The organism is Faecalicatena fissicatena (assembly GCF_016900595.1).
Classification (GTDB): domain Bacteria; phylum Bacillota; class Clostridia; order Lachnospirales; family Lachnospiraceae; genus Claveliimonas; species Claveliimonas intestinigallinarum.
Map to the genome: position 1 here is coordinate 220,382 of NZ_JACLYY010000001.1, position 21,739 is coordinate 242,120.

Annotated in this window: 18 protein-coding genes; 4 read left to right on the forward strand and 14 right to left on the reverse strand. The window is 55.6% G+C overall.

Annotation, left to right across the window (positions count from 1 at the left end; translation table 11 throughout):
• Positions 1-58: 58 nt before the first annotated feature.
• The 3 genes from H7U36_RS01170 to H7U36_RS01180 all read right to left on the reverse strand — a co-directional run bounded on the left by H7U36_RS01170 (position 59) and on the right by H7U36_RS01180 (position 4,413).
• Positions 59-1,144, reverse strand: coding sequence for a M24 family metallopeptidase (locus H7U36_RS01170; protein ID WP_033125202.1), 1,086 nt, complete (start codon positions 1,142-1,144; stop codon positions 59-61).
• A gap of 91 nt (positions 1,145-1,235) precedes the next feature.
• Positions 1,236-2,597, reverse strand: a complete 1,362-nt coding sequence (locus H7U36_RS01175; protein WP_033125201.1) for a peptide MFS transporter — start codon at positions 2,595-2,597, stop codon at positions 1,236-1,238.
• 28 nt (positions 2,598-2,625) lie between these two features.
• Positions 2,626-4,413, reverse strand: coding sequence for an aminopeptidase P family N-terminal domain-containing protein (locus tag H7U36_RS01180; RefSeq protein WP_138303169.1), 1,788 nt, complete (start codon positions 4,411-4,413; stop codon positions 2,626-2,628).
• Positions 4,414-4,717: 304 nt separating this feature from the next.
• Between H7U36_RS01180 and pepI the strand changes: the two genes are divergently transcribed.
• Complete coding sequence (gene pepI / locus H7U36_RS01185) at positions 4,718-5,611, forward strand: proline iminopeptidase (protein ID WP_138303170.1); 894 nt, start codon at positions 4,718-4,720, stop codon at positions 5,609-5,611.
• Between the two features lie 24 nt (positions 5,612-5,635).
• Here pepI and H7U36_RS01190 read toward each other — a convergent pair whose 3' ends face one another.
• From H7U36_RS01190 to H7U36_RS01210, 5 genes are all read right to left on the reverse strand, one after another.
• Complete coding sequence (locus H7U36_RS01190) at positions 5,636-7,624, reverse strand: 2-isopropylmalate synthase (RefSeq protein WP_138303171.1); 1,989 nt, start codon at positions 7,622-7,624, stop codon at positions 5,636-5,638.
• Between the two features lie 123 nt (positions 7,625-7,747).
• The gene (locus H7U36_RS01195; RefSeq protein WP_330636994.1) at positions 7,748-8,998 is read right to left on the reverse strand and encodes a D-alanyl-D-alanine carboxypeptidase family protein; all 1,251 of its coding nucleotides are present in this window, start codon (positions 8,996-8,998) and stop codon (positions 7,748-7,750) included.
• A gap of 127 nt (positions 8,999-9,125) precedes the next feature.
• Positions 9,126-9,695, reverse strand: coding sequence for an SMC-Scp complex subunit ScpB (gene scpB, locus H7U36_RS01200; RefSeq protein ID WP_033125565.1), 570 nt, complete (start codon positions 9,693-9,695; stop codon positions 9,126-9,128).
• A 1-nt stretch (position 9,696) separates the two neighbouring features.
• Positions 9,697-10,491: a segregation and condensation protein A gene (locus tag H7U36_RS01205; RefSeq protein WP_052084000.1), complete on the reverse strand. Its 795-nt coding sequence runs from the start codon at positions 10,489-10,491 to the stop codon at positions 9,697-9,699.
• A gap of 72 nt (positions 10,492-10,563) precedes the next feature.
• Complete coding sequence (locus tag H7U36_RS01210) at positions 10,564-11,148, reverse strand: TetR/AcrR family transcriptional regulator (protein WP_033125564.1); 585 nt, start codon at positions 11,146-11,148, stop codon at positions 10,564-10,566.
• Between the two features lie 165 nt (positions 11,149-11,313).
• Here H7U36_RS01210 and H7U36_RS01215 point away from each other — a divergent pair, with 165 nt between their 5' ends.
• Entirely contained in the window at positions 11,314-12,192 is an 879-nt protein-coding gene (locus H7U36_RS01215; protein WP_138303172.1) for a DegV family protein, read from the forward strand.
• A 2-nt stretch (positions 12,193-12,194) separates the two neighbouring features.
• Here H7U36_RS01215 and H7U36_RS01220 read toward each other — a convergent pair whose 3' ends face one another.
• Both H7U36_RS01220 and H7U36_RS01225 read right to left on the reverse strand, forming a co-directional pair.
• On the reverse strand, positions 12,195-13,064 hold the full coding sequence (locus tag H7U36_RS01220; protein WP_033125562.1) for a metallophosphoesterase: 870 nt from the start codon (positions 13,062-13,064) through the stop codon (positions 12,195-12,197).
• Between the two features lie 123 nt (positions 13,065-13,187).
• Entirely contained in the window at positions 13,188-14,399 is a 1,212-nt protein-coding gene (locus tag H7U36_RS01225; protein WP_138303173.1) for a D-alanyl-D-alanine carboxypeptidase family protein, read from the reverse strand.
• A gap of 214 nt (positions 14,400-14,613) precedes the next feature.
• Between H7U36_RS01225 and H7U36_RS01230 the strand changes: the two genes are divergently transcribed.
• Positions 14,614-15,768 carry a DUF4317 domain-containing protein gene (locus H7U36_RS01230; RefSeq protein WP_033125560.1) on the forward strand — a complete coding sequence of 385 codons (1,155 nt, stop codon included), beginning with the start codon at positions 14,614-14,616 and terminating at the stop codon, positions 15,766-15,768.
• 31 nt (positions 15,769-15,799) lie between these two features.
• Here the strand turns inward: H7U36_RS01230 and H7U36_RS01235 are convergent, their stop codons facing one another.
• A complete protein-coding gene (locus H7U36_RS01235) occupies positions 15,800-16,342 on the reverse strand; it encodes a prolyl-tRNA synthetase associated domain-containing protein (protein ID WP_033125559.1) in 543 nt (180 codons plus the stop codon).
• A gap of 140 nt (positions 16,343-16,482) precedes the next feature.
• Here H7U36_RS01235 and H7U36_RS01240 point away from each other — a divergent pair, with 140 nt between their 5' ends.
• On the forward strand, positions 16,483-17,067 hold the full coding sequence (locus H7U36_RS01240; RefSeq protein ID WP_033125558.1) for a Maf family protein: 585 nt from the start codon (positions 16,483-16,485) through the stop codon (positions 17,065-17,067).
• A gap of 80 nt (positions 17,068-17,147) precedes the next feature.
• On the opposite strand, the gene rpsU is transcribed toward H7U36_RS01240, so the two are convergent.
• The 3 genes from rpsU to H7U36_RS01255 form a co-directional block, all read right to left on the reverse strand.
• Positions 17,148-17,324 carry a 30S ribosomal protein S21 gene (gene rpsU / locus H7U36_RS01245; protein WP_004222305.1) on the reverse strand — a complete coding sequence of 59 codons (177 nt, stop codon included), beginning with the start codon at positions 17,322-17,324 and terminating at the stop codon, positions 17,148-17,150.
• 121 nt (positions 17,325-17,445) lie between these two features.
• A complete protein-coding gene (gene alaS, locus H7U36_RS01250; RefSeq protein ID WP_033125557.1) occupies positions 17,446-20,082 on the reverse strand; it encodes an alanine--tRNA ligase in 2,637 nt (878 codons plus the stop codon).
• A 118-nt stretch (positions 20,083-20,200) separates the two neighbouring features.
• Entirely contained in the window at positions 20,201-21,715 is a 1,515-nt protein-coding gene (locus H7U36_RS01255) for a 4Fe-4S dicluster domain-containing protein (RefSeq protein WP_033125556.1), read from the reverse strand.
• Positions 21,716-21,739: the final 24 nt, after the last annotated feature.

Sequence of the window (21,739 nt, forward strand, 5' to 3'; positions counted from 1 at the left end):
TGTGTGTATTCACTGTACTATTATAAATCCTGTCGCTTCCGTCCGCAAGTAGAAATCCTTACTCCTCCGGTACGACGATCAGATCCTTTGTAAAGCTGTTGAGCACCTCGCAGCCGTCCTCTGTGATCAGGACAAGGTCCTCGATGCGCACACCGATGCCCTCCTCCGGCAGATAGATGCCCGGCTCAACGGAAAAGCACTGGCCCGGCTTGATGATATCTGTGTTCACAGATGACACGTCGCCGAACTCGTGGTCCTCCAGACCGATGGAGTGTCCGGTGCGGTGCGTAAAATACTGTCCGTAGCCCTTCTCCTCGATGTAATTTCTCGCGGCAAGGTCCACGTCGCACATCCGGTTGCCCGGCTTTGCAGCCGCGATGCCCCGCAGGTTGGCCTCCAGGACGATGTTGTAGATCTCTCTTGCCCGGTCTGACACCTCTCCGATGAAGACGGTTCTTGTCATGTCGGAAGCGTAGTTGTCCTTGAAACCGCCGATGTCGATGACTACGCAGTCACCCCGTTTGCCCTTTGTATCGTCTGTGGCGTGGTGGGGATCTGCCCCGTTCTTCCCGTAGGCAGTGATGGGATCAAAGGACACGCCCTCACATCCGGCTTCCTTGTAGATCTCCCGCACCTTGTGGTCCAGCTCCATCTCTGTCATTCCCTTTGCCACAAGGGGGATGACCTTCTCCATAACGCCGTCGTTGATCCGGGAGGAGATCCGCATCAGCTCCTGCTCCTCCTCATCCTTGATCATGCGGACCTGGTCAACGATCCAGGAAGCATTGACAAAGCTGCTTCCGCCGCCCAGCTCCTGAAGGCGAAGAAGAAATCTGGCGGGCCAGTTCTTGTCCACGCCCATGACAGCGTCCTTGTCCACGTAGCGGCTCAGGATCTCCACGGCGTCCTCCACGTCATCGTACCACACAAGCTCAACGCCCAGATCCTTCTCCTGGGGGAACAGCTTGTTGATGACCAGCTTGTGGTTCCCCTTTACATTCAGGTACAGAGCCAGCATCCTCTCGCCCGGATGGATCCACTTTCCTGTCAGGTAGAAGATCGCTACCGGATCAGAGATGATCATCTGGGGAATCTTGTTTTCTTCCATTGCCTTTAAAATTTTCTGAGTTCTTCCCTCGTTCATGATATGCACACCTCTCTATATATTTTACACATGCCGGGGAAGCTCCCCGGCAAAATGTCCGCCAAAAACAGTCGGTCTCTTACTTATGATATTACTCCTGCTCCAGCTTGTCCAGCTTGCCGCTGCATGCCCACAGGATCACTCCCAGAACAATGACAACCGCTGCCAGGACGCCGTATCCCATCTGGAAGGGAACGGTCTTCAGGAAGTCGTAGAGCGGCGGATAGATCATCTGTGCAAAGAACACGGCGATGGGCCAGAAGCCAAGAAGAATTCCCATGGCCTTGGCCGGCGCGATCTTTGTGATGAAGGAGTTCCCCAGAGGTGAGAAGATCATCTCGCCCACAGACATGAGAACAGCCACCATGGCGATCCAGACAAGTGAGCACTGGCCGTCTCCTCTGATGATGTCCGCCAGTACCATGACAACAAAGGCAACACCCACAAGGATCATGCCCAGAGCTGTCTTCTTGAACATGCTCATATCGCCCTTCGGACGCTTGGCCATCTTGTCCCACACCACAGCGAACACCGGTCCCAGAATGATGCAGGTGATGGCGTTCATGGAGTCAAACCAGGATGTGGGCACCTGGAAGGAGCCGATCATCCAGTTGGCGTGGTTCAGATAGGAAGCGCCGTCGCCCCATCCAAAGTAGAAATAGGCCGGATAGTAGGCAAGATACCACACCATCCAGAACACAACAGAGAACAGGGTCACAAGGATAACCGCAATGATGCGTTTCCAGTCGCTCTTTGTCAGGGGAGCGCTCTCTGCCTTTTCCGCCTTCGCCTTGTCCACGAACTCTCTCTGATCATGCTTGAAGGGCTTCTTTCCCGCCTCTCCCAGCGCTCTCTGGTTTGCGATGAACCAGATGGCATCGATGAAGAGGAAGATGCCGCAGATCAGGAATACGGTGTTAAAGGGCAGCTTCAGGCCAAAGAGTCCTGAGATGGGAAGCATGGCGATAAAGGTTGTTCCGATAAAGCTTCCGATGTTTACAAAGGAGTACTGGATGGAGAATGCATTGTTCAGCTCCTCCTGGTCGTGGAATAAAAGTCCGTTGATACCGGACAGGTTTCCCTTGAAAAGACCTGTACCGATGGCAACCAGTATGATCATGACCCACACCATAGTGAGGGAGTCAGCCTGCCATGCGCACACATAGCCAAGGCCCATCAGGATCATACCTGCCGGCACGCAGATGCGGGGGCTCAGCCAGTAGTCGGCGATCCATCCGCCCACGATGGGTGTGATGTAGGTTCCGGCCACGAACACGGCGGAGATAAATGTTCCCTCGGAGTCGGTAAGCCCGAGTCCGCCCTGCATTGCCTCTGTGGCGATCCAGATCGCCAGAAGATATTTCATGGTGTAAAATGCCAGACGCTCAAAGGTAAAGCCGAGCGCGCAGACATAGAAACCAAAGGGTTTTTTTCTTTTTGCTGTCTGTTCCATTTTGAAGTTTCCTCTCTACTATTATTTCCTACACGGCTCTTGTGTACTTCTGAAGCCATGCCCGCTCCTCCTCGTCGAGGAAGGGGGAAACCTTCTCGTACACTGCGCTGTGGTAGGTGTTCAGAAGATGTCTCTCCTCTTCTGTCATCATATCCGGCAGGATGGCATCCAGGTCCATCGGGACGAATGTGATGGTCTCAAAATACATGAACTGCCCGTACTCGTTCCGGGTTCCCTTTCGTGTCAGCAGCTCATTTTCCAGTCGGATCCCGTATTCTCCCTCCAGGTAGATGCCCGGCTCGTCTGTGATCACCATGCCATCCTCGAAGGGCTGGATCTCTCCTGCCCGGAACTGCCAGCGGAAGCCTGTCGGCGGTTCGTGTATGTTCAGAAGATAGCCGACCCCGTGGCCCGTCCCGTGGTTAAAGTTCAGGTTCCTGTCCCAGAATGGCTTTCTGGCAAGCATGTCCAGTGTCATCCCGGTAGTGCCGTATAAAAATTTTGCCGATGCAAGCTGAAGGTTGCTGATGGCTGTCAGCGTAAAGTGCTCCTTCATCTTATCTGTCACGTCGCCCAGTGCGTAGGTTCTCGTGATATCGGTAGATCCCTCATAAAAGCCTGCGCCTGTGTCTGTCAGAAGAAAGCTTCCGCCCTCCAGGCGCACGTCTGTCTCCGGCGAGGATGTGTAGTGCACGATGGCCCCGTGCTCGCCAAAGGATACGATGGGTTCAAAACTGGGCCGGATAAAATTCCCCTGCTGTGCCCGCAGTTCATCCAGCTTCTGTGAAGCGCTCAGCTCTGTGATCACCTCTTTGTCGTAGTTCTCCTTGACCCATTTCATAAATTTGACATGGGCAACGCTGTCCTTGAGCTGCGCTTTGCGGATATTGGCAATCTCTGTGGGATTTTTGACTGCCTTGAAAAGGATCTCCGGGTTGCGCATCTCCACTTTTCCCGTCTTGCGGGGAATGTTTTTCCAGAGCGCGTAGTTCAGCCTTGCCGGGTCGATGAGGACAGTTCCGCCTTCGTCCAGCTTCTTCACATCCTCATAGATGTCATTGTAGGGGTGGAAGACAACGCCGTCCTTCTCCAGCTTCTCCCTCAGCTCATCAGAGAATTTGGACGCATCCACATAGAGATCCATCCGGTCCATCCTGATGACTGCGTAGGACAGCACCAGCGGGAAAAATTCGATGTCGTTTCCGCGGATGTTCAGCGTCCAGCATATATCGTCCAGCGTGGTCAGTATATGGCAGTCCGCTCCCGCCTCCTCCATGGATCTGCGGATCCTCTCAAGCTTTGAGCTGCGGTCCTCGCCTGCGTACTGAAGCGCAAGCTCCCACACCGGCTCCTCTGACAGGGCCGGACGGTCTTTCCAGATGTCCGCCGCCAGATCCCTTTCGCAGGAGACAGAGCCCTGCTTGCTCGCGGCAATCTGCTCGTAGAGCTTGCCGTCGCCCAGGGAAACACACCTTCCGTCAAAGGCAATGACGCCCCCCTCGGGAAGACTGGCGCTTAAGAAATGCTCTATGTCAGGCACTCCGGGCTCGCCCATCTTCATGAGTCTGACCGGCGTCCCCTCCAGCTCCTTTGCAGCCTGGATAAAATATCTGCCGTCCGTCCAGAGGTAAGCTTCGTCCGCTGTAAAGACGGCCGTGCCCGCTGATCCGGTAAAGCCAGTGAGAAATTCTCTCATCTTGAAATACTCTCCCACATACTCGCTCTGATGAAAATCAGCCGTGGGCACGATGTAGATATCCACCTTGTTCTGCCGCATGATCTCATGCAGCTTCTGCACTCTCTCGGTTATATCCATGACTTTTTTCGCCTCCATTATTGTGGTTTTGTATAAATGCACTGTCTGTCCGCGCAGGGCAGCCGGCACAAGCACACCAGGCGCAGACCATATTATTTTACAATATAAAGCCAGGTTTGTAAACTCAAAAATTGCGGCTTGAAAATATTGGCTTTATCGGGAAGTACATGCCCATATCCATGCCTTGTCAAATAAAATCCCCTTATGATATACTGGTCAGAAGCAGCGGGTTTTATGTAAGAAGCCTGCCCTTCAATGAGATAAGATAAAGAAAATTCAGAAAAAAATTCAGGAGGTAAACTATATGAAGATCACAGAAGGATACATGCCCTATCTGGGCTATCAGACCTACTACCGGATCGCCGGCGAGTGCAGGGACGGCAAGAAGCCTCTGCTCCTTCTCCACGGCGGACCGGGCTCCACACACAATTACTTTGAGGTGCTGGACGCTCTGGCGGATACAGGCAGGGCCGTCATCTCCTACGACCAGCTTGGCTGCGGGAACTCCTATGTGGACGGGCACCCGGAGCTGTGGTGCCAGAAGACATGGGACAACGAGCTGATGGAACTGCGCAGGCATCTGGGGCTTGACCAGGTGCACCTGCTGGGACAGTCCTGGGGCGGCATGCTGGCCATTGAGTATCTCTGCGACTACCAGCCGGAGGGCGTCGCCTCTGTCATTCTCTCCAGCACCCTTTCCTCCGCCAGTCTGTGGGCAAAGGAGCAGCACCGGATGATCCGTTTCCTCTCCCAGGAGGACCAGGAGGCCATCGCCGAGGCGGAGCGGACCGGAAACTTTGACACGCCGGAGTACCTGGCCGCCAACAGCCGCTTCATGGAGCGCCACTGCGACTCTCCCTCCGCTGACACGCCGGAGTGTGTGACCCGTCCCAAGAGATCCGGGAAGGAGGCCTACCTCTACGGCTGGGGTCCCAACGAGTACAACCCCACAGGATCCCTGGGAAGCTGGGAGTACACGGACAAGCTGGAGAGGATCAAATGCCCGGCCCTCATCATCAGCGGCACGAACGACCTGTGCACACCCCTCATCGCCAAGACCATGTACGACCGCATCCCGAACGCAAGATGGGAGCTCTTCGACGGGTGCCGTCACATGTGCTTTGTGGAGGACAATGAAAAATATATCCGCCTTCTCACTGAATGGCTGGATCAGACAGAAAAAAACGGCTGCGTGTAGGCAGCCGTTTTCTTCTGTCTCGTCTTATTTCTGGTTCCGGAACTGTACCGGTGTCATATTGTACGCTTTCTTGAAGAGCCTGTTAAAGTGCTCCACATTCTGATAGCCCACGGACAGGGCGATATTTTCCACGGTCATGTTGCTGCTCTTTAAGAGCGCTCTGGCCTTCTTCATGCGGATCTTTTTCACAAGGTCTCCGAAGGTCATCCCTGATTTCTCCCGGATATACTTGGAAAGGTAGGGCTTGGAGAGATAGAATTTCTCTGCCAGGTCATCCAGCGTCACGTCAATGTAGTTGGCCTGTATATAGTTCATGATCTCGATCATGCGGGCGTCCTTCACCGGGTCAGCGGTGCTGAGCTCCTCGATCTTGTTCACAGCCACGATGAGGGCCTCGATGGAGGCGCGGATGATGTCCGCGTCGATGCCAACGCCCCAGAACGTCTTCTCGTGGGAGATGATGCCCACGTAGGCCACCGCCTTGGAGGAAGATCCTCTGGTGAGGGAGTGCTCCTCGTAGTAGCGCAGCTCGTAGCTGATGTTGAAGTACTGCTTGATGGCGTTGCTGACTGCGTCCAGACGTCCGTTTCCGGAGGCGGTCACCACCTGCTCGTCATTGCCGTGGTGGATGGTGGCGTCGGCGATGATGCCGTCCGCCTGGCGGAAATGGCACTCGTCAATGGAGAACACTGTCTTCGCATTCACGTAGTTGTCCGTAAAGATCTGGTATACCCACTCCGGTGTCAGCTCCTTGTGCGCCTTGTCGGAGACATCCTTCACAAGGTATCCCACTTCCTCACGCATCTTCTCCGGAAGGTTGATGCCGTGGCTCTGCTTCAGGATATAGTTCACGCCGCCCTTTCCGGACTGGCTGTTGATGCGGATAACGTCTGAGTCGTAGCGTCTTCCCACATCCTGGGGATCGATGGGCAGATAGGGAACAGTCCACTTGTCGCACTTCTTCTCCTCTCTCCAGGCCATGCCCTTGGCGATGGCATCCTGGTGGGAGCCGGAGAAGGCGGTGAAGACCAGCTCGCCCGCATAGGGCTGGCGCACATCCACAGTCATCCTTGTGAGCCGCTCGTAGGTCTCCTTGATCTCCTCCATGTTGGAGAAGTCCAGCTTCGGGTCCACACCGTGGGAGAACATGTTCATGCCCAGGGTGATGATATCCACGTTTCCTGTCCGCTCACCGTTTCCGAACAGGGTTCCCTCGATCCTGTCAGCGCCGGCCAGTATTCCAAGCTCCGCTGTGGCCACGCCGCAGCCCCTGTCGTTGTGGGGATGGAGGGAGAGAACCACATTGTCTCTGTAGGCCAGATGCTTGTGCACATACTCAAGCTGGGATGCAAAGACGTGGGGCATGGCGTTCTCCACAGTCGTGGGAATGTTGATGATGGCCTTGTTGTCCGCCTGGGGCTTCCACACGTCCAGGACTGCGTTGCACACCTCCACGGCATAGTCTACCTCTGTCCCTGAGAAGCTCTCCGGGCTGTACTCAAAGGTGAAGTTTCCCTCTGTCTCGTCCGCCAGCTTCTTCAGCAGCTTTGCACCGTCCACAGCAATTTTCTTAATCTGCTCTTTATCCTTTTTGAACACCTGCTCTCTCTGAGCCACAGAAGTGGAATTGTACAGGTGGATGACAGCGTGGGGCGCACCCTTCACAGCCTCAAAGGTCCTCTTGATGATATGCTCTCTGGCCTGGGTCAGCACCTGGACTGTCACGTCGTCTGGGATCATGTTCTTCTCGATCAGGGCTCGCATAAAGTTGTACTCTGTCTCAGAGGCAGCCGGGAAGCCCACCTCGATCTCCTTGAAGCCCACCTTTACGAGCAGCTCAAAGAACTCCAGCTTCTCCTCCAGACTCATAGGCTCGATCAGGGCCTGGTTGCCGTCCCGCAAGTCCACACTGCACCAGATGGGAGGCTGGTCTATGTATTCTTTCTTCACCCAGTCGTAGGTGACTTCCGGCGGCATGAAATACTGCCGCTCATACTTCTCAAAATTCTTCATGTCTCATCTCTTCCTTTCAGCAATACAAAAAGCAGAATATTTATCAACTTTATTGTTCTTTTTTAATACCCGTCTATCCTATCATACATATGCCCAAAAGAAAAGTGGTAAATTTAATCATTTTTATTGATTTATTTTATTCTTCCCCGCAAAATAGCGGGCGCAGACCTGGCTGAAACACCAGAGGGCGCTTCGCTCCGGCACCTTTGCAGCCACCGTTACCTTCTGCTCTGCCACCGGAAAATCCCCGACGCAGTAGCGGATACTCCCCACCTCCTGCCCCTCTGTCACCGGGGCAGTCAGCTTCTCCGGCAGGTCGATGCTGGCAGTCACCGTCTCGTTTTCCGCCAGAAGGAATTCCTTTTGGATGGGCTCTGACGCAAGGAGAGCCAGAGCCTCCCCCTCCAGAGTGCCGGAGGGCGGCGCGCCGCCGGAAACAGGAAGGGCTGGCAGGGGCCGGTCCAGAGTGACCGTCTCATATTGGTAGTGGTCAATCCCGTACTGCATCAGTTTCTTTGTGTCCTCCCACTTGTACCCCTTGTTGCCCGGCCACCCGCAGGCCAGCAGGGCTACGATAAAGGTGCGTCCCCTGTTTTCCAGAGCTCCCACATAGCAGTATCCGGCGTCCGCTGTAAATCCGGTCTTTCCCGTGAGAGCCCCCTCCATCATGGTGAGAAAGGCGTTGTGGTTTTGCAGGGAGAAGCTCCTCTGACCGGACAGGTCTGTGAAGGTGTAGCTGTCCTTCCCCGTGATGTCGAGAAAGGCCGTCCTCTTTGGGGACTGGGTGATACAGTACTTAAGGATCCGGGCCAGGTCGGCCGCTGTGGTGGAGTGGATCCCGGTCCCATCGGAGGCGTCCAGGCCGTTGGGAGTGATGAAATAGGTGTCCCGGCAGCCGATCTCCTCCGCCTTCCGGTTCATCATCCCGGCAAATTTCTCCACACTCCCGGCTGTGTTCTCCGCGATCACTACAGCGCTGTCATTGTGGGACTCCAGCATCAGGGAGCAGAGAAGATCCTCCAGGCGGTAGGTCTCCCCCTCCCGGACGCCCAGCCGGACCTCCGGCTGGGAGGCAGCCTCCTCCGACACAGAGCACTCCATCTCCAGGTCCGCCGTCTCCAGCGCCAGGATGCACGTCATAATCTTGGTAGTGCTGGCCATGGGACGGGCTGTGTCCGCGTCTTTTCCAAATAAAACACGCCCGCTGTCAGCGTCCATCAGGACCGCTGACCGGGCGTAGAGCTGGGCCAGCTCCTCCGGCGTCTCCCCCTCCCCGGCACCGGCAGCCATCCCCCGCATGGAAGGACAGAACGCCAGCCAGATAAAGAGGAGGACAGGCGCCAGGAGAATACCGGCCCTCTTTATCCTTCTCATTCCATACCATTTTCTATATAACCGACCTTTTTCCGGTCTTCTCATACACATCACGACCCGAAGCATCCGCGCAGTTAACTTATATGTATGCCCCGTGACCGAAAAATATGTCTTGCGCCCGAACAGGCTATACGTCCAGCTTCAGCTGGGCCTCCTCCTCGGCCTCGTGTTTGAAATTCTCGATCTGCTCCGGGTTGATCCCCGGCAGCTCGTCCAGGGAGTGGATGCTGAAGCGCCGCAGGAACTCCTCCGTTGTCCCGAACAGGATGGGCTTTCCAGGCGCGTCCAGCCGTCCCACCTCGCACACGAGATCATACTCCACCAGTTTGTTCACCGCGTGGTCTGACTTGACTCCCCGGATCTTTTCGATCTCCAGCTTTGTGACAGGCTGGCGATAGGCGATGATGGAGAGCGTCTCCAGCTGCACGTCCGTGAGCACGTACCTGCGGGGCTGCTTTGCCACCTTGATGAGATACTCGTACATCTGGGGCTTTGTGCACATCTGGAAGGAGTCCTCCAGCTCAATGATGTGGATTCCCCTGTCGTCCGTCTCGTATTTATCCATCATGTTGTGGATCACCTTGCGGGTCGTCTCCTCGTCATGGCCGATGGCCGCCGCGATCTTGGAGAGCTCCACGGAGTCCCCCATAGTAAAAAGAATGGCTTCTATGATACCCTCTAGTCTGCTTATCTCCACTTTATACTTCCCCTTCTTCTCTTTGCTCTTCTTGCGCTGTCCGCTCCCCGCCGCATATCATGGAGGTGATAAGGATATCGTCAAAGGGCTGCTCCTGCAGAACCCTGATCTTGCCTGTCTTCATCAGCTCCAGCACGGCCAGGAAGGTGACTACAAGCTGTACCCTGGATCCCTGCCTTGACAGGAGCTGCCGGAAGCTGAAGGCGGGGTGGGTTCCGGCGTACTCCTCCACATAGTCCAGCTTCTCCGGCAGGGAGACCTCCTCCTTCTCGATCTTTCCAAAGCGGCTGCGGATGGGATCGATCTTCTCCGTCTGCCTGCGCATCATCTCCCGGAAAATGCTGTTCAGCCTGGACAGGGTCAGCCCGTCCAGCAGTTTGTCCAGATCCACAGGCTCCACGTAGTCCTGCACCTCCTCCGGTATGTCCGGCTCCCGGTACAGGGATCTTTCGCCCTCCACCTGCCGGTCCCGGAGCTCGTAGGACATGTACTTGTACATCTTGTACTGGAGAAGCTGCTCCACCAGCTCCTGCCGGGGGTCTTCCTCCTCCCCCTCCTCGTTCACTTCCTTGGGAAGCAGCATCCGGCACTTGATGTCCAGCAGTGTGGCCGCCATGAGGAGGAACTCGCTCATCACGTTCAGGTCCTCCCTCTCCATGGCGTGGATATATTCCATGTACTGATTTGTGATCTCCACGATAGGAATGTCGTAGATATCTATTTTATTTTTGTCGATGAGGTGCAGAAGAAGGTCCAGAGGGCCTTCAAACACCTGCAGCTTTACCTCTAATCCCACAGACATCCTCCGCTCTTTCCTGACTTAACCATACTATTATATCTGACCTTTGCTCTTTTCTCAACAGTTTTTCTAAAGCTGTATGAGCACTCGGGACCGTAGAATGCCCATGAGAAGCTCCTTGGCCTCTTTTTGCTGCCTTTCCACCGGAATGCGCTCTGCGTGTCCCTCGTTGATGAAGCCGATGATCCCGTAGCAGAGAAAACCGGCGATCCTCTTCGGCGAGTACTTAAGCCGGCTTTGCCTCTCCATCCTCTTGGTGTGCTTCTCCACCGTCTCCAGGACGATGCTGTAGAAGGCGAACGCAAGGTAGGGATTTTTGTCCGGCGCCGTGTAATGGAAAAAGTCAAAATGGCTGTAGTACAGCTCCATAATGGCATCCAGGATGTTGCAGTAGCTGAGCACCTCGTCCCTTCCCGGATTGTTCTTTCGCTGTTTCCTCTCATAGTCCTCCGTGCCCAGGACCACCATATCCTGAAAGATCTCGTCCACCAGGGCGTACTTGTCGCTGTAGTGAGAGTAGAAGGTGATCCTGCTGATCTGCGCCCTGGCACACAGCTCCGTGATGGAGATCTGCTCAAAGGGCTGCTCCGGAAGCATGGAGATGAGGGTGCTCTTCAGATTTCTCTTTGTCTTCGTAATGCGTCTGTCTTCCATTACATTTCCCCCGATCTGTATAAATAACTGACAAAAACGGATGGTCTGTCATTGAGTTTTATTTTTTGTTCTGCTATAATATTTTAACATCTGTTAAAATATCGGTCAATGTGTAAGATATTTTGAGTTTTTAAGTCATATCATGGAACTGTAAAGGAGAATACTATGTCAGACATTGCTATTATGACGGACAGCAACTGCGGGATCATGCCGGGGTGCGAGCCTTATTCCGACATCCATATCATTCCCATGCCTGTCCTGATCGATGGTGAGACCTTTTACGAGGGGAAGAGCATCACTGCCGACGCGTTCTACCGGAAGCTGGCCTCTGACGCCGCTGTCAGCACATCCCTCCCCTCCCCCGGAGATGTGATGGACATGTGGGCCTCCCTCCTGCGGGATTACCGGGAGGTCGTGTATATCCCCATGTCCAGCGGACTTTCCACCTCCTGCGCCAGCGCTCTGGCTCTGGCCTCTGAGGGTGACTTTGAGGGCCGCGTCCATGTGGTGGACAACCACCGGATCTCTGTCACCCAAACCCAGTCCGTGCTGGACGCCTACTTCCTCGCCAGGGAGGGAAGGACGGGACGACAGATCAAGGAGCAGCTTGAAAGCGAGGCGCTGGATGCCAGCATCTACATTGCGGTGGACACCCTGAAATACCTGAAAAAAGGAGGGCGCATCACTCCAGCCGCCGCCGCGGTGGGCACGGTGCTGAACCTGAAGCCTGTCCTCACCATCCAGGGGGACAAGCTGGATGCCTTCGCCAAGGTCCGGGGCATGAAGGCCGCCTTCCGGACTATGTGCAAGGCGGTAAGAAAGGATATAGACATGCGCTTCTCCCATCTGAGGGACGAGGGCGTCCTGAAGCTTGGCATGGCCGAGACGGACATGGACGAAGAAGAGTTTCTCTCCTGGAAGGAAAAGTATCAGGAATGTTTTCCGGATATGGAGATCGTCCACTATCCTCTCACCATGAGCATCGGCTGCCACACCGGGGCGGGGGCTCTTGGAGTGGGCGTCTTCCGGGTGCACCGGCCTTAGGCCTATTTACCTGTAAAGGAAAGGCTGACGAGCTCAGCCATATTGTAGAGACGGACATTGACTGTGTGGGTTCCCAGCCCCCGGCTGACCACACAGCTTCGCCCGTCTCTTCTTTTGTACATATCTCCTGAATATCTGGGGAAAAGCTGCATCTGAGGCGTGATGACTCCCCCCGCAAGGGGCAGCCGGACGACGCCTCCGTGGAGATGCCCGGACAGGACAAGATCCGCCCCCCAGTCCCAGTAGGCGTCCATGCAGGCCGGGTTGTGAGCCAGGAGGATGTGGTACTCCTCTCCCTCCGGCTCCCCGATCCTCCTTTTTATCTCCTCTGTCTGCAGCTTTTCCCTCCCGAAATGACTGTAGCAGGAAAGGGGGATCTCCAGGCCTGTCAGCGCAGCCTGGAAGCTCCCCTTCTGAAACAGACAGGTCTCGTTTTCCAGCAGGTGTACGCCTGCCCCCATCAGGGCGTCCCGGTATCTCTCATACCGGTCTTGGTACTGTCTTCTGTTCTCCTTCATCTTCTGCTCATGGTTTCCGTTGGCGGCATAGACGGGGGCCACAGCCGCAAGCCTCCTCATGAGAGCGGCTGCCGTCCTGTCAGTCTCCGGCTGTGTCCGGGTCAGCATGTCGCCGCCCACCAGGATACAGTCCGGCTCCTCCCTCTCGACCTGCTCCAGGAGCCTGCGGTTCTCCCTTCCGTACTCCTTTCCGTGAAGATCTGAGAGAAAGACCATCCGGATCTTGCTCCCTCTCTCCATTCCCGGTATCTCTTCCCTGTAGCGTCTCACCCGGAAGGTGGACAATTCCCTTGCCATCTCCCCGGCGCACACCAGGGCAGACGCGCCAAGCAGCGCAAGCGGCTTCTTCCACATTTCGCGTTCCTCCCTTATCTGTCTGCCGCCTTCTGGGCAGTTCTGGTAATGATTATATAATCTGTTTCCCTGTTTTGCAACTTTCTTTCGCGTCTTCTCTTCCAGTTAATGCCTGCTTTCCGGCTAGGCCGGGAAGAACAGCTCCAGGGTCTGCTCCAGGGAGCTCTGGTAGGTGGCCTTCGGGACATCCTCCACCGCCACAATGTCCGCCCTGCCAATCTCGGCGCCGTCCAGTGTGTAGACCACGCTTCCCGCCTTATCCCCCGCTTTGACAGGGGCTGTCAGCTTCTCCTGGGGCTGATACTCCCGCTCAATGGCTGTCAGGTCCGCCCCTTCCGTGTCCACATACTGGAAAGGCTCCTTCTGGCTGACAGCCGCCAGTCTCTTCTGGCCTCCCTGGACCCTCACAGGCTCCAGGCTCTGGATGCCCTCATCCACATATTTGACACACTTTCCAAAGCCATAGTCCAGAAGAGTCACCGCGTCCCTGAACCGGTCTTTTGAGGTCTCCGCCCCCATGACCACCGCGATCATCTCCATCTGGTTCTTTTCGGCCGTGGCGGACACGCAGAAGCCGGCGTCGTCTGTGGAACCGGTCTTCAGGCCTGTGGCGTAGGCGTACTGGCGGATCAGCTTGTTTGTGTTGGCCAGGGTGAAAGTGCTGCTCCCCTTTGCCGTGGTGTGGGTAATGTCCTCCATCCAGATGCCGGCGTAATCCCGGATCTGGGGATATATAAGGATCAGCTCCCTGGACATGGTCCCTATGTCCCTGGCGGTAGTCAAATGCCCCTCCGCATCCAGGCCGTTACAGTTGACAAAGCTGGTGTTCTCCATGCCAAGTCCGGCAGCCCTCTCGTTCATGTGCTTCACAAACTCCTCCTCGCTCCCCCAGATATGCTCTGCCATGGCTACACATGCGTCGTTTGCGCTTGCTACGGCGATACACTTGATCAGGGTGTCCGCCGTCTGCACCTCCCCCGGCTCCAGGAAGACCTGAGAGCCTCCCATGGAGGCGGCATACTCGGACACGGTCACCTGGTCTTCCAGGGCAATCTTCCCTTCCGCCAGAGCGTCAAAGATGAGAAGCAGGGTCATGATCTTCGTCACGCTGGCAGGGGGCCGCCTCTCATCCGCGTTTTTCTCGTAGACGGACTTTCCTGTGGACGCCTCCATCAGAAAAGCAGAGGGTGAACCCACCTGGGGACCTGCCCCCGCTTCCTCCTGCCCGCTTTCCTCCTGCCCAGTCTCTTCCTGGCCGGCCTGGGGCGCCGCTCTGAGCAGGGCCGGCTGCAGGAGCAGCGCCCCGCACAGGAGGGCCGTCAAAAATCGTTTCATATGCCCATCTCTCCTTGCATACATCGTCTGTTACTAATATATTTTGCTCTTTTTGCACTTATTCTTTTTTTCTCCGCCCGCGGGCCGCCAGGACGGGCCGGATAGTTGTCAAGCCTGCTCCCCTGTGTTAAAATGAGTGTTCCGGAATTCGTCTCCCCCGGGAGAGGCTCCGGCTGACTTTTTAGAAAAAATATAGTAAGAAAAGGGGTATCTCATGAATAAAAAAGAAGTTCTGGAAATCCGAAAGCAGTTCTCTTTGCAGAACTGCGCCATCACCCGCATCTGCGGCTGCTATGTGGACGGAGACAAGGAAAAGAAACTGGAATTCAAGGAGGCCTTCCTCTCTCTCCCCGAGGAGGAGGAATACAAGTATTTTGATCTGTTCAAGCGGACTCTGTCCGGCACTGTCGGGAAAAACCTCCTCAATATGAGCTTTCCTCTGGAGGAGGAGCAAAAGGGCGGAGCCCAGGAGTTCCTGATGCAGCTCAAGGACAGCAGGCTCACAGACGACATGCTGGTGTCCGAGTTTTACGATAAGGTGATCGAGAACTATGACTTTGGGGAGCACTATCTCATTCTCCTCATCCACGCCGCCTACGACGTGCCCGGCAAGGCCTCCGACGGGATGGAGATGTACGACGCCTCCGATACAGTCTACGACTACATACTGTGCAGCATCTGTCCTGTGTCCCTCTCCAAGGCGGGCCTTTGCTACAACGCGGAGCACAACAGCATCGAGGACAGGATCCGGGACTGGATCGTAAATGATCCGGTAAACGGTTTTCTCTTCCCCGCCTTCAACGACCGGGCCAGCGACGTCCACGGCCTGCTCTATTACTCCAAGAAGCCCGAGGAGCTGCAGGAGGTCTTCCTCACCCAGGTTCTGGGCTGCAGCCAGGTCTTGAGCGCCGGCACCCAGAAGGAGTCCTTCCAGGCCATGATCGCGGACACCCTGGGCGAGGACTGTGCCTACAGTGTGATCCGCAATATTCACGAGAACCTGAACACCCTGATCGAGGAGAACAAGGAGGAGCCGGAGCCCCTGGAGCTTGGCAAGCCGGAGGTCAGACGTCTCTTCTCCCTGAGCGGGGTGCCGGAGGAGAACCTGGAGAACTTTGACCGGGAGTTCGATGAAACTGTGGGCGCAAAGGCCTCCCTTCTGGCCTCCAACATTGCCAGCACAAAGAAATTCAACATCAAGACTCCGGACATTGTGATCAACGTCAATCCGGACCGGACAGACCTGGTGGACGTACGGATCGTGGACGGGCGGAAATGCCTTGTGATCCCTGTGGATGACCAGGTGGAGGTCAACGGCATTGAAGTCCGAATGGATCCGGAGACAGGGGTTTCGGAGCCGTCCGTATAGGACGGCCCCTCCGTCTGCAAAGTCACAGACTCTACAGCTCCACGATCCTGGGTCTGTGGTGGGTGTAGGGCAGGAACTTTTTCAGAAGATCCTGGGTCTTAAATTTCAGATGGGTGGTGTTGATGCCTGTGTTGCAGACAAACCACTCCGCCTGGGCCACCTCCTTGTCGATGATGAGCTGCACGTAGTCGTCCTCATCGTTCAGAAGCCCCACAACGCTGGCAGAGCCAGGTGTACAGCCGATGTGCTTCACCATCAACTCCGGCGGCGCAAAGGACATGTGGGACACGCCCAGCTTTTTGCTGAAGGAGGCGGTGTCAAAGGGCTTGTCGTCGGGCATGAGAAGCAGGAAGAAGGAGGTCTTCTTCTGGTTGCAGAGAAAGACATCCTTTCTCACAGGCGCCTGCAGCACCTCGCCGATCTCGGCGCACTCCTCCATGGACGCGGCCGGGTCGTTGTCCACCCTCTCGTAGGGGATCCCCAGCTTTTTGAAGACCCTGTACACCTCCTGCTCAAGCGGGACTCTCTTCTCCACATCGTCCGGAGGGGTGTTTGTGATTTCGCTGATATACATAGGTTTTCCTCCATTTCATTTTGTCTTACAGGAGCTATTATAGTGCACCGGCCCCCTCTTTCGCAAGACGCACAGATGGCTTTTTGGCGGGCCGGCTGTGAAAACCATCAAAAAATATGATTGAAAGGTTGTGATCTGTCATGAAATATATACTTGCCTCCGCTTCCCCCAGAAGGAGGGAGCTTCTCTCCCAGGCAGGATTTTCCTTTGAGGTGTGTCCCTCTGACGCGGAAGAAAAGAGCGGCGGCTCCTCCCCCGCCGAGATCGTGGAGGATCTGGCGGCTCTGAAGGCCAGGGATATCTTCGAAAAATGCCAGGCTTCCCAGACAGAGGACTTTACCGTCATCGGAGCGGACACTGTCGTCGCCTACAACGGCGAGATCCTGGGAAAGCCCGCCGATGAGGAGGAGGCGCTGGATATGCTCTCCATGCTGGCGGACCGGACCCATCAGGTCTACACGGGCGTGTGCCTCATCGCAGTGAAGGGAAAAAAGAAATACATGCGCACCTTCCACGAGTGCACCCTTGTCACCTTCTATCCCGTGACAAGAGGGGAGCTTCTCTCCTACATACGGACCGGCGATCCTTTGGACAAGGCCGGAGCCTACGGGATTCAGGGGCCCTTTGCCGTGCATGTAAAGGAAATCCGGGGAGACTACAACAACGTGGTCGGACTTCCCATCGCGAGGCTGTACCACGAGCTGAGAGAGCTGGAAGCTCTGTAAGGAAGTATCGAATGTAAGAGGGCACTGAAAAAGATGAAAAAAAGATGACACGCATCCGCGTGTCATCTTTGCTTTGCACATTAGTTATATTTACGTTTTCTAGCAGCTTCGGATTTCTTTTTGCGTCTTACGCTTGGTTTCTCGTAATGCTCTCTTTTCCGAATTTCCTGCTGAATACCAGCCTTTGCGCAGCTTCTTTTAAATCTGCGTAAAGCGCTGTCCAACGTCTCGTTTTCTTTAACGATTACATTTGACATAGTCTCACACCTAACCTCCCCTCCAGCCCTATATTGTGCATCATACGACTGTTCGGGTATATTTATTGCACTACATTAGATTATAGCACATTTTTCCGGCACGTCAATAATTTTTTGCGTTTTAAAGCTGGTTTTCCAGTACTTCTTTTGCTTTTTCCAGGGCTTCGTCAATGCCGGCCGGGTTCTTTCCGCCTGCCTGCGCCATGTTCGGGCGTCCGCCTCCGCCTCCGCCGACGCAGCCGGCGATGGCCTTGATCAGGTTGCCGGCGTGGGCTCCTGCCTTGATGGCTCCCTCTGTGGCTGTGGCCATGAGGCTGACCTTTCCTCCTGCGTCTGACGCCAGGACGATGACGCCCTCTCCCAGCTTCTCCTTGAGCTGGTCTCCCAGATCCCGCAGTCCGTTCATGTCAGCACCAGGCGCCTTGGCCGCCAGGAATTTAACGCCCTTCACCTCTGTCACCTGGTCTGTCACATCTCCCATGGACTCTTTGGCCAGCTTACTCTTCAGGCTCTCCACCTCGCTGTGAAGCTCCTTGTTCTCGGAGATCATGTGGGACAGCCGTTCTTCCAGCTTGTCCGGCGTGGTCTTCAAAAGCTTCGCGGATCTCTCCAGCTTCTCCTCCAGCTCGTCGTAGTACCTGAGAAGACCCTTGGATGTGAGGGCCTCGATCCTGCGCACGCCAGCGGCCACGCCTGTCTCAGAGATGATCTTGAAGGCTGTGATGACGCCTGTGTTGTCCACATGGGTTCCGCCGCAGAACTCCTTGGAGAAATCACCCATGCTCACCACGCGGACGATGTCGCCATACTTCTCTCCAAAGAGAGCGGCTGCTCCGGTCTTTTTCGCCTCCTCGATAGGCATGTTCTCCGCCTTCACAGGCAGACAGTTCATGATCTGCTCGTTGACGATCTCCTCCACCTTTTTCAGCTCTTCCTTTGTCAAGGCTGAGAAGTGGGTAAAGTCAAAACGGAGCCTGTACTCGTTGACAGAGGATCCGGCCTGCTCCACATGGGTTCCCAGCACCTGGCGCAGCGCCTGCTGGAGAAGATGGGTGGCGCTGTGGTTCCTTGCGGAGAGGGCCCGCTTCTCCTCGTTGACCTCCAGGGTAGCCTTGTCTCCCACCTTCAGCATACCGCTCACCACATGGCCCACATGGCCGATCTTTCCGCCCAGGAGCTTGATCGTGTCCTCCACCTGGAACAGTCCGTCCTCTGTGCGGATCACGCCGTTGTCCGCCTCCTGGCCACCGCTTGTAGCGTAAAACGGAGTCTCTTTTACAAATACGGTGCCCTTCTGTCCGTCAGAGAGGGCGTCCACCACCTCGTCCTCTGTCGTCAGGACAGTGATCTCAGAGTCGTATGTCAGGTGGTCATAGCCTACAAATGTACTGGTCACGGCAGGGTCGATGGACTCGTACACAGTCACATCGGCTCCCATGTAGTTTGTCTCGCCGAAGGTGCCCTTAGCCCGCTCCTTCTGGGCCTTTGCAGCCTTCTCAAAGCCCTCCTCATCGATGGAAAAGCCTTTCTCCTCCAGGATCTCCCTTGTCAGATCCACAGGGAAGCCGTATGTGTCATAGAGGCGGAAGGCCTCCTCGCCGGAGAGGACTTTACTTCCCTCCTTCTCCATCTGGGACTCCAGCCCCTCCAGGATGGAAAGTCCCTGGTCTATGGTCTTGTTAAACTGCTCTTCCTCCTTGGTGATCACCTTGAAGATGAAATCCTTCTTCTCCTCCAGCTCCGGATAGCCGTCCTTGGACCCATCGATGACCGTCTGGGCCAGCTCTACAAGGAACTCTCCCTTGATGCCCAGGAGACGTCCGTGACGGCAGGCGCGGCGGAGAAGCCGGCGCAGCACATAGCCTCTTCCGCTGTTGGAGGGCATGATGCCGTCGGAGATCATGAAGGTGACAGAGCGGATGTGGTCCGTGATGACGCGGATGGACACGTCCGTGGCATAATCCTTCTCGTACTCCTTGCCGGCAAGGCGGCATACGTGCTCTCTGAGAGCCCGGATCGTGTCGATGTCAAACATGGAGTCCACGTCCTGCACGATACAGGCCAGACGCTCCAGACCCATGCCTGTGTCAATGTTCTTCTGTTCCAGCTCTGTATAGTTCCCGTGCCCGTCATTGTCAAACTGGGTAAACACGTTGTTCCAGATCTCCATATACCGGTCACAGTCACAGCCTACCGTGCAGTCCGGCTTTCCGCAGCCGTACTTCTCGCCCCGGTCATAGTAGACCTCTGAGCAGGGGCCGCAGGGACCGCTTCCGTGCTCCCAGAAGTTGTCCTCCTTGCCAAAACGGAAGATTCTCTCCTCCGGAATACCGATCTGCTTGTTCCAGATCTCCCACGCCTCGTCGTCGTCCACGTAGACGGAAGGGTACAGGCGATCCGGGTCAAGGCCCACCACCTCTGTCAGGAACTCCCATGTCCAGGCGATGGCCTCCTTCTTGAAGTAGTCTCCAAAGGAGAAGTTGCCCAGCATCTCGAAGAAGGTGCCGTGGCGTGCTGTCTTTCCCACATTCTCAATGTCCCCGGTGCGGATGCACTTCTGGCAGGTAGTCACTCTCGTCCTCGGAGGGATCTCCTGGCCTGTGAAGTAGGGCTTCAGAGGAGCCATACCGGAATTGATCAGAAGAAGGCTTTTATCATTGTGGGGCACGAGCGAAAAACTCTTCATCGCCAGGTGTCCCTTGCTCTCAAAAAATGTCAGGAACATTTTTCTTAATTCATTTACACCGTATTTTTGCATAGTTTCCTCCTAAATTTTCAAACTAATATCTAATTATAAAGAGAACCCCGGCGTTTGTCAACGCCGGGGCTTTTCACCTGTTAGCTTTACCTTTCAGCCTCACCGCTTACAGGTCTGCCTACTTCAGCTCGATCTCTTCCAGCTCCTTCGGAGGCACCTGCTTTGAGGATGCCTTTACGAAATCCTGGATCTTCTTCTGGGCCTTCGCAACGGGGATATTGGTGCCGGCGCCGGCCACGCAGCCGCCGGGACAGCCCATACCCTCGATGAGACAGCCGTTCATCCTGCCCGCCTTGGCCAGGGTCAGGATCTTCTTGCAGTCGGCCAGCCCCTCCGCGTGCTCGATGTTCACCTGCACATCCGGATAGTAGGTGTTGATACATTTCTTGATGGCGTCCGCCACGCCGCCAGCCACCGCATAGCCGCGGCCTGCGCCTGTGGCGTTGTGGAAGGAGGACTCGGCGGAGTACTCAGCCAGGTCAATGTCCTTTGCGTCAAACATAGCCTGGAGCTCCTCAAAGGTCACCACGAAATCCACATCGCTGCGGACGCTTCTTCTCATGGCCTCCAGCTTCTTGGCCGCGCAGGGTCCGATAAAGACCACCTTGGCGTCCGGATGCTCCTTCTTGATGGTCCTCGCAGTAGCCACCATAGGCGTCAGCTCCTGGGATACCTCGTCAATGAGATCCGGGAAGAATTTCTTCGCCAGCATAGCCCAGGAGGGGCAGCAGGAGGTGAGCAGGAAGGGAAGCTCCCCTGTAGTCACCTTCTCCACATAGTGATGAGCCTCGGCAATGGCGCCGATGTCCGCTCCCAGAGCCACCTCGTACACCTCTTTAAAGCCCAGCTCCATGAGAGCCGCTTTCAGGTTCCTCGGCGTGATGTTGTCGCCGAACTGTCCGTAGAAGGCCGGGGCGATCTCCGCAATGATATAGTCCCCCTCGGTCAGGGCTCTGGCCAGCTGGAAGATCTGGGACTTGTCTGAGATGGCTCCGAATGGGCAGTTCACCATGCACATACCGCAGGAAACACATTTGTCATTGTCAATGTAGGCCCGTCCCATCTTGTCAGAAACGATAGCTCCCACGCCGCAGGCCTTCTGGCAGGGCCGCTCCTTCTTGGCAATGGCGTCATAGGGACAGACGGACTTGCACTTGCCGCACTTGATACATTTGGACTGATCGATAAAGGATTTGCCGTTCACAAAGGAGATGGCTCCTTTGGGGCAGACCTCCATACAGGGATGTGCCAGACAGCCCTTGCACATGTTGCTGACCTCGTATCCCTTCTCCTCACAGGCCTCGCAGGCGGACGGGATCACCTGCATAAGAGGCGGCTCATAGTATTTGTCGGAAATATTGCTGGCCTCCACACCTGCGGTCAGGTGAACCGGCTTGTTCTCCGGGCGCAGGGCCAGACCCATGGCCAGCCGCAGCCTCTCGCGGACGATAGCCCTGGCTCTGTACACACTCTCCCTGTATTTGATCTTCGTGTCCTCGTTTACCATTTTGTATGGAATGGCTTCCATATCGTCGTTTAACGTCTCCGGGTTGGATTTAAACCCAAGCCTTGCGACCTCCTCGAATACCTTGCGGCGCAGTCTCCGCACCGTCGTATCCAATCCTCTCATCATAAAGCGGTCTCCTCCTGTATTAGA

Excerpts from the sequence above, each read along its gene's own strand:
- H7U36_RS01240 (WP_033125558.1), top strand. The coding sequence starts at position 16,483 with ATGAAATATATACTTGCCTCCGCTTCCCCCAGAAGGAGGGAGCTTCTC.
- H7U36_RS01255 (WP_033125556.1), bottom strand. The coding sequence starts at position 21,715 with ATGATGAGAGGATTGGATACGACGGTGCGGAGACTGCGCCGCAAGGTA.
- H7U36_RS01175 (WP_033125201.1), bottom strand. The coding sequence starts at position 2,597 with ATGGAACAGACAGCAAAAAGAAAAAAACCCTTTGGTTTCTATGTCTGC.
- H7U36_RS01225 (WP_138303173.1), bottom strand. The coding sequence starts at position 14,399 with ATGAAACGATTTTTGACGGCCCTCCTGTGCGGGGCGCTGCTCCTGCAG.
- H7U36_RS01220 (WP_033125562.1), bottom strand. The coding sequence starts at position 13,064 with ATGTGGAAGAAGCCGCTTGCGCTGCTTGGCGCGTCTGCCCTGGTGTGC.
- H7U36_RS01210 (WP_033125564.1), bottom strand. The coding sequence starts at position 11,148 with ATGGAAGACAGACGCATTACGAAGACAAAGAGAAATCTGAAGAGCACC.
- H7U36_RS01235 (WP_033125559.1), bottom strand. The coding sequence starts at position 16,342 with ATGTATATCAGCGAAATCACAAACACCCCTCCGGACGATGTGGAGAAG.
- H7U36_RS01180 (WP_138303169.1), bottom strand. The coding sequence starts at position 4,413 with ATGGATATAACCGAGAGAGTGCAGAAGCTGCATGAGATCATGCGGCAG.
- H7U36_RS01170 (WP_033125202.1), bottom strand. The coding sequence starts at position 1,144 with ATGAACGAGGGAAGAACTCAGAAAATTTTAAAGGCAATGGAAGAAAAC.
- H7U36_RS01190 (WP_138303171.1), bottom strand. The coding sequence starts at position 7,624 with ATGAAGAATTTTGAGAAGTATGAGCGGCAGTATTTCATGCCGCCGGAA.
- H7U36_RS01215 (WP_138303172.1), top strand. The coding sequence starts at position 11,314 with ATGTCAGACATTGCTATTATGACGGACAGCAACTGCGGGATCATGCCG.
- alaS (WP_033125557.1), bottom strand. The coding sequence starts at position 20,082 with ATGCAAAAATACGGTGTAAATGAATTAAGAAAAATGTTCCTGACATTT.
- rpsU (WP_004222305.1), bottom strand. The coding sequence starts at position 17,324 with ATGTCAAATGTAATCGTTAAAGAAAACGAGACGTTGGACAGCGCTTTA.
- H7U36_RS01195 (WP_330636994.1), bottom strand. The coding sequence starts at position 8,998 with ATGAGAAGGATAAAGAGGGCCGGTATTCTCCTGGCGCCTGTCCTCCTC.
- H7U36_RS01230 (WP_033125560.1), top strand. The coding sequence starts at position 14,614 with ATGAATAAAAAAGAAGTTCTGGAAATCCGAAAGCAGTTCTCTTTGCAG.
- pepI (WP_138303170.1), top strand. The coding sequence starts at position 4,718 with ATGAAGATCACAGAAGGATACATGCCCTATCTGGGCTATCAGACCTAC.